The following is a 9931-nucleotide window of genomic DNA, read 5'->3' on the forward strand; positions in this document are numbered from 1 at the left end:
CGAGGCCGGCAAGGGCTTCGCGGTCGTCGCCCAGGAGGTCAAGGCGCTCGCCGCCCAGACCGGCAAGGCGACCGGCGACATCTCGGCCCAGATCGCCGGCATGCAGGCGGCGACCGCCGACTCGGTCGCGGCCATCAAGGAGATCAGCGGCACGATCGGGAAGATCGCCGAGATCTCATCGGCCATCGCCGCCGCGGTCGAGGAGCAGGGCGCGGCGACGTCGGAGATCTCGCGCAACATCCAGCACGCCGCCGCCGGCACCACCCAGGTGGCCGCGACCATCACCGAGGTGAGCCGCGGGGCGGAAGAGACCGGGGCCGCGTCGGGCGAGGTGCTCGGCGCCGCCGGCCAGCTCGCCCACGAATGCACCCGGCTGAAGAGCGAGGTCGAGACGTTCCTGGGCACCGTGCGGGCCGCGTGACGGAACGATCCCCATCGCAGGTCGATCATGCATCGCTATGTCAGTCGAAACAGCCTGCGGCGGCGACCCGTCGAGCCGCCGCCGGCGCCCCGCACCGAGCTCGGGACCGCCGCGGCGTCACCCCCCGGGCCCGACCTCGTCGAGGCTGCCGCCGCGACCATCGAACGGATCGCGGCCGTGACCGGAGAGAGGATCGAGGCGCTGATGCGCAAGGTCGGTGGTCCGCCGTGACGTCCGGGCGGGCGCCATCGGCGCTGGGCAGGGCGTCGATGGGGCACCGAGCGGTGCAGCGGCAGCCGGCGCAGTGTGGGGCGTCGGCGCCGGCCTCGTCCGGCAGGGTCGATCGGGAGAGTCGCCCCCGGCGCGGCGCTGCCCAAACTTTGGGCGCATCCATAAGCCGAGCCTATGTCAAATGTACAACTTGATATTTTACACCATCACCGGGCGGGCGTAGCTGAAAGGCGAGGGCCGGTCCCCCGACGGCCCCGCACCGACTGGCTGGCGTGCCCGCCGTCGACCCCGGTCGGGCCGCGGCGTCCTCGCCGAACCCCAACGCCCGGGATCACGATCATGCTCGAGACCTTGCAGAGCCTCACCCTGGAGCGGGTGCTCACGCCCGTCTACGACGAGAGCCCGCGTCCGGACGATTTCGTCGTGACCATCAACCAGCGCCGCGTCGGCCGGGTGATGAGCTCGTTCGCCGATGGCGTGTTCCGCCGCTGGTACTGGTCGCTCGACGCCGCCCGGGCGCCGGAGGATCGCGGCGTCGCGACGAGCCTCGATCAGGCGAAGCGCGCGCTGGCGCAGCGGCTCACGGCGACCGCGATGGTCGGGATGCGGCCGCGCCACGCGGAGCGGAGCTTCGCCGCCGGCCGCTGAGCACGCCACGCCGCTGATCGTCGACGCGGCGAGCCGCCTCCAGAAACGACGAAGCCGGCGCTCCGCCGCGGCTCGCCCCGATCGGGGGCCGCGGTGGCGCCGGCTCTTTTCATACGGCGATCGTCACGTGACCATCGCTGTCCGAAAAAAGAATCGGCCGGTCGCGTCGCCGCGGCCGGCCGTGTCGGGTGGTGGGCCGGACCTGTGGTCCGGCGCCCGGTCAGGCGCGGGCGCGCACCGCGCTCTCGCGGCCCCGGACGCCCTGCACGCGGCTCGTCACCACGGTGGGGGCGACGGCGGTGCGGACCGTCTCGCGGGCCACCTCGCGCGGCGCCTCGCGGCGGGCCGTCTCGGCGCGGACCGGCTCACGCGCGGTGTCACGGGCGGTCTCGCGGATCGGCTCGGTGCGGCTCGGGGTGCTGCGCGCCACCACGCGCTCGACCTGACGCGGCTGCACGCTGCTGGTCACCGGCGTGACCGGCGCGGTGCGGCCGCTGCGGGGCGTCACCGGCGAGGTCACCGGCGTCGGCGTAGCGCTGCGCGGCTCGACCCGGCTGGTGACCGGGCTGGCGACCGGCGTCGGGGCGGGGGCGGCACGCCGCGGCTCGACCCGGCTGGTGACGGCGCCGCGCGGCTCCAGACGGGCGCGGGTGACCGTCTCGGTCTCCGGGCGCATGAACAGGCCACGCACCGGCTGCGCGGGCTGCGGCTCGGGGATCTTCGGCGCGACCTTGATCGGCTGCGGCAGGCTCTCGGCGGTGACGCGGCCGCGCACCGGGGTCGGACGGGCGGCCACCGGGGTGACGCGCGACGTGACGGTCGTGACCTCGACCGGAGCCGCGGCCTTCGCCGTCGCGGCGTCGTCGTTGGCAGGCTGGGCGATCTCGACGTCGTGCTTGAGTGACTCGATATAGCCGCCGGCCATCCGGTAGCCGACGAAGCCGATCGCCGCGAACACCAGCACGCTGGCGATCAGCAGCCGCTGCGAGCCTTCCACGAGCGCCGCGTCCGGGGTCGCCGCCATCGCGGCCGTCGAGCCGACAGCGATGCACACGAGCATGACCGCGCCGATGGCGCGCGTCCAGAACGTCCTGTCGAATCCGCGGAAAGCCGATTCAGAGGCCATGGTCCGTCTCCAGCTGGAAAATATGTACTACGTGACGAGGTCTCGTCCGGTGAATGGCAGCGCCCGACCGGACGGGGAAATCCTGACGAATCACATCAGGAACAATGATTAACACATTCCGATACCGTGCTTAAATTCCATTGGTTAATGAATCATTAAAATGCGCCCGAAGGTGGTAGACCGGCGCCCGGAACCGGGTCGCGCGTGCGGCGGAGCAGCATTCCGGATTGCCGTGGCGAGTCAGGGCGTAAGCGGTTGTGGCCGGGCGGTTGTCCACAGCCGAGCGGTGCGCTGCAACCTGGGGGCGCGACCCTCGGCCGCGCCCCGCCCGTTACCGGCCGAATCCGGCCGCAGTCGTGCGCCTCAGCCCCTGATCAGCCGGGGCAGCAGCATCTGGTGGCGCGGGCAGAGCGAGCCGGGGTTCTGGTAGGCGGCGCCCGCGAAGGCGGTCAGGTAGCTGCGCAGGCTGGTCAGGTCGACGATCTCGTCGACGAAGCCGTGCTGGGCGCACCAGGCCGGCCGGGACGTCTCGTAGTACTTCCGCGCCATCTCGTTCATCTTGTCGGCGACGGGCTGCAGCGGCTTGCCGGCGTCCTTGTCCTTGACGGCGCGACGCGCATAGGCGGCGACCGCCGCGGTCTCGCCGTGCATGACGTAGATCTCGGTCGCCGCGGTGCCGAGCGTGAAGGCGTTGTGGCGGTTGGCGGTCGGCCCGCCCATAACGTAATGGGCGGCGGCCGAGCCCTTGCGCAGCACGACCAGCATCATCGGCACGTCGGTCTGCTGGATCGAGTAGATCAGCGACTGGCCGAGGCCGAGGAGCTCGGCCCGCTCGGCGACGTCGCCGACGTCGATGCCGGTCGTGTCCTGGAACCAGACGACCGGGATGCGGTCGCGGCTGCAGTGGGTCACGAACTCGCTCATCTTGATCAGGCCTTGGCGGTAGAGCTTGCCGCCGATGCCCGGATAGTCCGCGTATTCCGGGTAGCCGCGCGGAAGCACGCCCTGGCGGTTGCCGATCACGCCGGTGAGGAAGCCGTCGATCTTGACGAGGCCGGTGAAGATCTCGGGGCCGTAGTCGGGCCGGAACTCCATCGTCTCGCTGCCGTCGACGAGCCGCGCCAGGATGTCGTCGAACGAGTAGGTCTCGCCCTGATCGAAGGGCAGCAGGTGATAGAGGTCGTCGGCCGGGAAGGCGGGCTCGGCCGGCGCGGCGACCCGGAAGAACTCCGGATCGTAGGCCGGCAGCATGCGCATGTACTCCTTGATGCCCTCCAGCACGCCGGTCTCCTCCTCGTAGACGCGGGTGAAGAAGCCGGTGTGCTCGAAATGCGTGGCGACGCTGCCGGGCGGCTTGGTGCGCATCTCGCGCGTCTTGGCGATCAGATCCTCGAGGACGGCGGCGTCGAAGCCGCCCTTCGGGGCCATGCCGGAGACGATGCCGACGCCGCCGACCGCCATGTTGGCGTCCTTGTGCGCGATCAGGATGGTCGGCGAGATCGCCTGATAGCCGCCGCCGGCCGGATTGGTGCCGTAGATGCCGGCGAGCACCGGGATGCCGGTCTGCTCGAGCTCGGCGTGACGATAGAACGGCGTGCCGGAGCCGCGCCGGCCGGCGTAGAACTTCTCCTGGTCCGGCATCTTCACGCCGCTGCAGTTGACGAGCCAGACCAGCGGCACGCGCAGCCGCTTGGCGATGTCCGTCACCTTCAGGATGTTCTCCGACTGCCCGGGGATCCAGGCGCCGGCCAGCACCTTGTTGTCGAAGCCGATCACCACGGCCCAACGGCCGGCGATCTTGGCGAGCCCGTCGACCACGTTGGTGGTGCCTTCCGGATTGCTCTCCGGATCGTACAGGCTGTGCAGCGGATGCCAGGTGCCGGGATCGACCAGATAGCCGAGGCGCTGCCAGATGGTGAGGCCGCCGCGCTTGTTGATCTCCTCGGTCGAGATGCCGACCTCGCGGCGTGCCTCGCCCAGCTTGGCGAGCTCCGCCTCGACCGCCTCGAGGCCGCGACGGCTGTCCTGCGTCCGCGCGATCCGGTTCTCCTTGAGCGCCTTGCCGAACGCCGGCATCCGCTCGAAATAGGGCCGCATGGTGCACTCCTGGAGATGATCGCCGCCGGACGGCGGGACGAGGCGGGATTGTTGTCACGAGCAATCGGCCGGTGTCGGAGCAGCGTCAAGAGTGACGTGCAGGCCGCGCCGGCCGCGGACCGAGGCCTGCTACTCTGCGGCTTCCTGCGCGACGGTGGCTGACGGCTGGTTGAAGCGCGGCTTGCGCTTCTCCAGGAACGCCTGCATGCCCTCGCGCTGGCCGTCGGTGCCGAACAAGGCATGAAAAGCCCGGCGCTCGAACCGCAGGCCTTCGGCGAGCGGCAGCTCGTGGGCGCGCTGGACCAGCTCCTTGGCCGTCATCGCGGTCGGCAGCGACATCGCCGCGATCGCCTCGGCCGCCTGCATGGCGACGCTCATCAGATCGGCGAGCGGCACGACGCGGGAGACCAGCCCGCAACGCTCGGCTTCGGTCGCGTCCATCATCCGGCCGGTCAGCACGAGGTCCATGGCCTTGGCCTTGCCGAGCGCCCGGGTGAGGCGCTGGGTGCCGCCGAGCCCCGGCACGATGCCGAGCGTGATCTCGGGCTGGCCGAACTTCGCGTTGTCGGCCGCGATGACCACGTCGCACTGCATCGCCAGCTCACACCCACCACCGAGCGCGAACCCCGCGACCGCCGCGACGGTCGGCTTGCGCGAGCGGGCCGGGCTGTCCCAGTTCGCCATGTAGTTCGAGCTGAAATTGTCGATGAAGGAGCGCGGCGCCATCTCCTTGATGTCGGCGCCCGCCGCGAAGGCGCGCTCGGTGCCGGTGATCAGCACGCAGCCGACGCCCTCGTCCTGATCGAAGGCCGCGAACGCGCTCCGCAGCTCCTCGGCGAGCGTCGAGTTCAGGGCGTTCAGCGCCTTCGGCCGATTCAGCCTTATGACGCCGACGCGCCCCACGGTGTCGACGATCAGGGTCTCGTAGCTCGTCATCGGTTCGCTCATCGCTTCGTCCTCGTCGTCCGCGGGCGGAGGCTAGAGCCGGGCCGCCCGCGGGGTGCCGTTCGGGGGCAGGGCAGCCGCATCAGCACGAGATAGAGCGACGTGCCGTCGGGCTCCGGCCGGTGCGGCGACTGAACCGGCCGCGGCCGCGACTCCCCCGGGAACGGCCGTTTCATCGTGATCACGTCGCCCGCCTCACTCCGCCGGCACCGGATGCAGGGCGCCGTCGGTGCCGAGGTAGCGGTCGCCGTCGTAGAAGCGCGCGGCGCCCGCCTTCTGGAGCACGGCTAGCATGTGGGGCAGCGGCCGGCCCTCGCGGCCGAGCCAGTCGATCAGGCGCTGCGCGCCGATGCGGTCGATCAGCTCGAACGGCCCCTTCGCCCAGGCGAAGCCCCAGCGCATGGCGCGATCGACATTGACGATGTCGTCGGAGATCTGCGGCACCAGGTCGGCGGCGTAGAGCAGCGTGCCGCCCAGCACGTCGCGCACCAGCGCGCCGTCGGCGTCGTCGGCGAAGAACACCGTCTCCAGCGCGGCCGACGTGCCGTCGAGCTTGATCTTGGTCGACGGACCCCAGCTCCCGGCGCCGCCGCCGGCTTCCGGATCGAAGACCTCCTTGAGCTTCGACCCGTCGGCCGCCTTCCGCATGCGATAGAAGCCGCCGCCGCTCTTGCGGCCGAGCTGGCCACGCGCCAGCATCGCGGCCTCGGCGGCCGGCAGCGAGGCGGTCGGCCGGCCGGCGTCGCCCTCGGGCAGCGTCTCGGCGAGGTTCTTGGCGATCGAGGCGACGACGTCGAGGCCGATCAGGTCGACGAGGCCGTAGAGCGCCGTGCCGGGGAAGCCGACCGGGGCGCCGAGCAGCGCGTCGATACGGTCGATCGAGGTGCCGGCGGCGCGGTGCTTGGCGCCGAGATGCAGGCCCGACAGGATGAAGTAGAGGCCGATGCGGTTGCCGATGAAGTTCGGCGTGTCCTTGGCCGTGACGAGGCCCTTCTTCAGCCCGCCGCGCAGGAAGCCGCCGAGCTTTTCACGCGCGTCCGCCCGCGTCTCGGGGCCGGTGACGATCTCCAGGAGCCGCATCACCCGCACGGGATTGAAGAAGTGCGTCACCAGCATGTCGCGCCTCAGGCGCTCCGGCTCGCCGGCGACGATCGCCGAGAGCGGGATGCCGGACGTGTTGGTCGTGACGATCGAGCCGTCGCGGCGGACCGGCTCGATCGCCGCCAGCACGGCCTTCTTGGCCGGCAGGCTCTCGATCACGGCCTCGCAGATCCAGTCGCAGGCGGCGATCCGGCCGACGTCCTTGTCCATGGTGCCGACCGCGACCTTGTCGCGGAACAGCGCCTTCTCGGCGTCGTCCGCCGCCAGCGTCTCGACGCGGCCCTTGGCGGCCGCCGCGAAGCCCTCGTTCGCCTCCAGGATCAACACGTCGCAGCCGGCCGCCGCACAGGCCGCGGCGATGCCGCTGCCCATGGTGCCGCCGCCGATCACCGCCACCGATTTGATGTCTTGGCTCATGCTCGTCGTCCGGTTCGCCGGCCGCGAGCGGCCGGATGTCTGGGAACGGAGCCGGGGAAGTCCCCCGGCTCCGCAGCGCGTGTGCGCCGGTTCGGCGCGCCAGTCCAGCGCCTTCTCGGTTGGGTCTTCTACTAGTCCAAGGCCGTCCGGGCCTTGTCGGGGGCGACCAGGAGACCGACGAAGGCCAGGATCGCGATCACCTCGAAGTAGACGATCACGGGCGTCGTCGAGCCGCCGGCCTGGCCCATCAGCCAGGTCGCGACGAGCGGCGCCATGCCGCCGCCGAAGATGATGCCGAACTGCTTGCCGAGCGACGAGCCGGACACCCGGATCTCGGTCGGGAACAATTCCGCCGTGAAGGCCGCCTCGGGGGCGAACATCAGGCCGTGGATCAGGCCGATGGAGACGACGAGGCCGAGGATCAGGAACAGCGGATCCTTCATGGCGAGGATCTGGAAGAAGATCGGGAACCAGATCATGGCCAGCACGACGCCGAGGATCATGAACGGCTTGCGGCCGAGCTTGTCGCTCCAGAAGGCGATGAGCGGCACCATCAGCATCTCGGCGATGTTGGCGAACATCGGGCCCGACGTGACCTTGGCGGGCGACATGCCGAGCGTCTTCACGGCGTAGCCGATGACGAACACGGTCGACAGGTACTGGAACGAGGAGTGGACCATGTTGGCGAGGCAGCCCAGCACGATCGCCTTCTTGTGCGAGCGCAACGCCTCGAGGATCGGCGCCTTCTGGGTGCCGGCCTGCGCCTGCTTCTTCTTGAGCAGCAGCGACTCGTCGACCGAGTGGCGGATATAAGTGCCGATCACCACCAGCACGAAGCTGAACAGGAACGGGATGCGCCACACCCAGTCGATGAACGCCTCCTTCCCGGTGGCGCCGCTCAAGAGCGCGATCAGGCCGGAGGCGACGATGATGCCGATCGGGCCGGAGGCATTGACCCACGAGGCGAAGAAGCCGCGCCGCGCCTGCGGGGCGTTCTCCAGCGTCAGCGACACCGCGTTCATGTACTCGCCGCCGAACGCGAAGCCCTGCAGGAAGCGCAGCACGATGAGGGCGATCGGTGCGAACAGGCCGACCGAATCGTAGCGCGGCAGGCAGCCGATCAGGAACGAGGCGACGCCCATGATGACGAAGGTCATCATCAGCATGGCCTTGCGGCCGATCTTGTCGCCGTAGTGGCCGAACACCATGCCGCCGAGCGGGCGTGCCACAAAGCCGACCGCGAAGGTGGCGTAGACGGCCATCATGCTGGCGACCGAATCCATCTTCGGGAAGAAGAAGTGGTCGAACACCAGCGGGGCCGTGAACGCATAGATGAAGAAGTCGTAGTGCTCGATCGCCGAGCCCAGCGACGACGCGACCACCAGCCGGCGAAAGGCCGGGGTCGTCTTGGCGTCCGCGGCAGGCATGGCTCCGCCGTCCGCGGTCGCGGTTGTCTCAGACATCGCATCTACTCCGGGGTGGGGGTCGGTTGTCTTACGTGTCGTGCAGGGGGCGTGACCTCCGGGTCGCTGCACCGTCTTGTTCGACGTCTTGTTCGACCCGTCCCGTCGGGGACGGGCCGTGTCTCATTTCGGGCTCTTCCTGCGGTCGAGGAACGCCCGCATGCGGTCGTGCTTGTCCTTGGTCGCGAAGGTGAGCTGGAAGCCGGCGCGCTCGCTGCGCAGCCCCGCCTCCAGCGGCACGTTCTGGCTCTCCAGAACCAGCTCCTTCGTCTTTCGCACGGCGATCGGGGCCGCTGCGGCGATCAGGCCGGCGAGGCGGAGCGCCTCCGGCATCACGGCGGCGTCGTCGACCAGCCGGCTGACCAGCCCGATGGCGCGCGCCTCCTCGGCGTCGATGATCTCGCCGGTCAGCATCAGCCGCATGGCGTTGAACTTGCCGACCGCGCGCGTCAGCCGCTGCGTCGCGCCGCCGCCGGGCGTGATGCCGATCATCACCTCGGGCTGGCCGAACTTGGCCGAGCGCCCGGCCACGATGATGTCGGCATGCATGGCGAGCTCGCAGCCGCCGCCGAGCGCGAAGCCGTTGACGGCGGCGATCACGGGCAGCGGGCAGTCGGCGATGGCGCCCCACAGCCGGCCCATGTCGCGCCCGATGATCTCCACCGGATCGGCATCGACATACTCGGAGAGGTCGGCGCCGGCGCAGAACGCCTTGTCGTCGCCCGTGATCACGATGCAGCGGAGCGAAGGCTCCGCCGCGAGATCCCGGAACGTCGCGGCGAGCGCCCGACGCAAGTCCAGGTTGAGGGCATTGCGCACCTCCGGCCGGTTGATGCGCACGACCGCGATCGCCTCGGACGGCCGATCGACGAGCAGCAGCGGAGAGGTTTCGGAACCGGTGGTCATGCGCACACTCTCGCGTCAGCGTCCCTTGAACACCGGGCGGCGCTTCTCCAGGAGCGCGGCGACGGCTTCGGCGTGGTCCTCGGTCTGGTGCGACAGCGCCTGGTAGGCGGCGGCCATCTCGAGCACCGTGTCGAGGCGGGCGATCTGGGATTCGCGCAGCAGGCGCTTGGTCCAGCGCAGCGCGTGCGGCGGGTTGGCGGCGATGCGGCCGGCCATCTCGAAGGCGACCGTCATCAGCTGGTCGTGCGGCACGACGCGGGAGACGAGGCCGATCTCGCGCGCCTCGTCGGCGTCGATCGGGTCGCCCGTGAACGCCATCTCGGCGGCGCGCGCGTACCCGACGACGCGCGGCAGCAGCCACGAGCCGCCGTCGCCCGGCACGATGCCGACCTTGACGAAGCTCTCGGCGAACACGGCGCGGTCGGAGGCGATGCGGATGTCGCACATGCAGGCGAGGTCGCAGCCCGCCCCGATCGCCGGGCCGTTGACGGCGGCGATCGCCGGCACGTCGAGCTTCCACATCGCCATCGGGATGCGCTGGATGCCGACCCGGTACTGCTCGGCGATCTGCTGCGG

Annotated in this window: 10 protein-coding genes; 3 read left to right on the forward strand and 7 right to left on the reverse strand. The window is 70.4% G+C overall.

The window, feature by feature from the left end; genetic code table 11:
- The 3 genes from ABTU92_RS26995 to ABTU92_RS27005 all read left to right on the forward strand — a co-directional run.
- Positions 1 to 421, forward strand: a 421-nt coding sequence (locus ABTU92_RS26995) for a methyl-accepting chemotaxis protein (RefSeq protein ID WP_408094681.1), incomplete at its 5' end; no start/stop codon positions are given.
- Positions 422 to 448: 27 nt separating this feature from the next.
- Entirely contained in the window at positions 449 to 652 is a 204-nt protein-coding gene (locus ABTU92_RS27000) for a hypothetical protein (RefSeq protein WP_408094682.1), read from the forward strand.
- Between the two features lie 339 nt (positions 653 to 991).
- Complete coding sequence (locus ABTU92_RS27005) at positions 992 to 1300, forward strand: hypothetical protein (RefSeq protein WP_408094683.1); 309 nt, start codon at positions 992 to 994, stop codon at positions 1298 to 1300.
- 220 nt (positions 1301 to 1520) lie between these two features.
- Here the strand turns inward: ABTU92_RS27005 and ABTU92_RS27010 are convergent, their stop codons facing one another.
- From ABTU92_RS27010 to ABTU92_RS27040, 7 genes are all read right to left on the reverse strand, one after another.
- Positions 1521 to 2426 (reverse strand): hypothetical protein, encoded by a 906-nt coding sequence (locus ABTU92_RS27010; protein WP_408094684.1) that lies wholly within the window; start codon positions 2424 to 2426, stop codon positions 1521 to 1523.
- 363 nt (positions 2427 to 2789) lie between these two features.
- Positions 2790 to 4523, reverse strand: a complete 1734-nt coding sequence (locus ABTU92_RS27015; protein WP_408094685.1) for an acyl-CoA carboxylase subunit beta — start codon at positions 4521 to 4523, stop codon at positions 2790 to 2792.
- Positions 4524 to 4652: 129 nt separating this feature from the next.
- Positions 4653 to 5471 (reverse strand): enoyl-CoA hydratase, encoded by an 819-nt coding sequence (locus ABTU92_RS27020; RefSeq protein WP_408094686.1) that lies wholly within the window; start codon positions 5469 to 5471, stop codon positions 4653 to 4655.
- A 192-nt stretch (positions 5472 to 5663) separates the two neighbouring features.
- Positions 5664 to 6986, reverse strand: a complete 1323-nt coding sequence (locus tag ABTU92_RS27025) for a 3-hydroxyacyl-CoA dehydrogenase family protein (RefSeq protein WP_408094687.1) — start codon at positions 6984 to 6986, stop codon at positions 5664 to 5666.
- Between the two features lie 131 nt (positions 6987 to 7117).
- Positions 7118 to 8413, reverse strand: coding sequence for an MFS transporter (locus tag ABTU92_RS27030; protein ID WP_408094688.1), 1296 nt, complete (start codon positions 8411 to 8413; stop codon positions 7118 to 7120).
- 159 nt (positions 8414 to 8572) lie between these two features.
- Positions 8573 to 9355, reverse strand: coding sequence for an enoyl-CoA hydratase-related protein (locus ABTU92_RS27035; RefSeq protein WP_408094689.1), 783 nt, complete (start codon positions 9353 to 9355; stop codon positions 8573 to 8575).
- A 15-nt stretch (positions 9356 to 9370) separates the two neighbouring features.
- A partial coding sequence (locus tag ABTU92_RS27040; RefSeq protein ID WP_408094690.1) for an enoyl-CoA hydratase-related protein occupies positions 9371 to 9931 on the reverse strand: 561 nt, incomplete at its 5' end.

Origin of the sequence: Rhodoplanes sp. SY1 (genome assembly GCF_046000175.1) — a bacterium.
In the GTDB taxonomy this organism is placed as follows: domain Bacteria; phylum Pseudomonadota; class Alphaproteobacteria; order Rhizobiales; family Xanthobacteraceae; genus Rhodoplanes.

What these genes read in the sequence shown, in the direction of transcription:
- ABTU92_RS27000 (WP_408094682.1), top strand. Translation starts at nt 449, where the DNA reads ATGCATCGCTATGTCAGTCGAAACAGCCTGCGGCGGCGACCCGTCGAG.
- ABTU92_RS27005 (WP_408094683.1), top strand. Translation starts at nt 992, where the DNA reads ATGCTCGAGACCTTGCAGAGCCTCACCCTGGAGCGGGTGCTCACGCCC.
- ABTU92_RS27010 (WP_408094684.1), bottom strand. Translation starts at nt 2,426, where the DNA reads ATGGCCTCTGAATCGGCTTTCCGCGGATTCGACAGGACGTTCTGGACG.
- ABTU92_RS27015 (WP_408094685.1), bottom strand. Translation starts at nt 4,523, where the DNA reads ATGCGGCCCTATTTCGAGCGGATGCCGGCGTTCGGCAAGGCGCTCAAG.
- ABTU92_RS27020 (WP_408094686.1), bottom strand. Translation starts at nt 5,471, where the DNA reads ATGAGCGAACCGATGACGAGCTACGAGACCCTGATCGTCGACACCGTG.
- ABTU92_RS27025 (WP_408094687.1), bottom strand. Translation starts at nt 6,986, where the DNA reads ATGAGCCAAGACATCAAATCGGTGGCGGTGATCGGCGGCGGCACCATG.
- ABTU92_RS27030 (WP_408094688.1), bottom strand. Translation starts at nt 8,413, where the DNA reads ATGCCTGCCGCGGACGCCAAGACGACCCCGGCCTTTCGCCGGCTGGTG.
- ABTU92_RS27035 (WP_408094689.1), bottom strand. Translation starts at nt 9,355, where the DNA reads ATGACCACCGGTTCCGAAACCTCTCCGCTGCTGCTCGTCGATCGGCCG.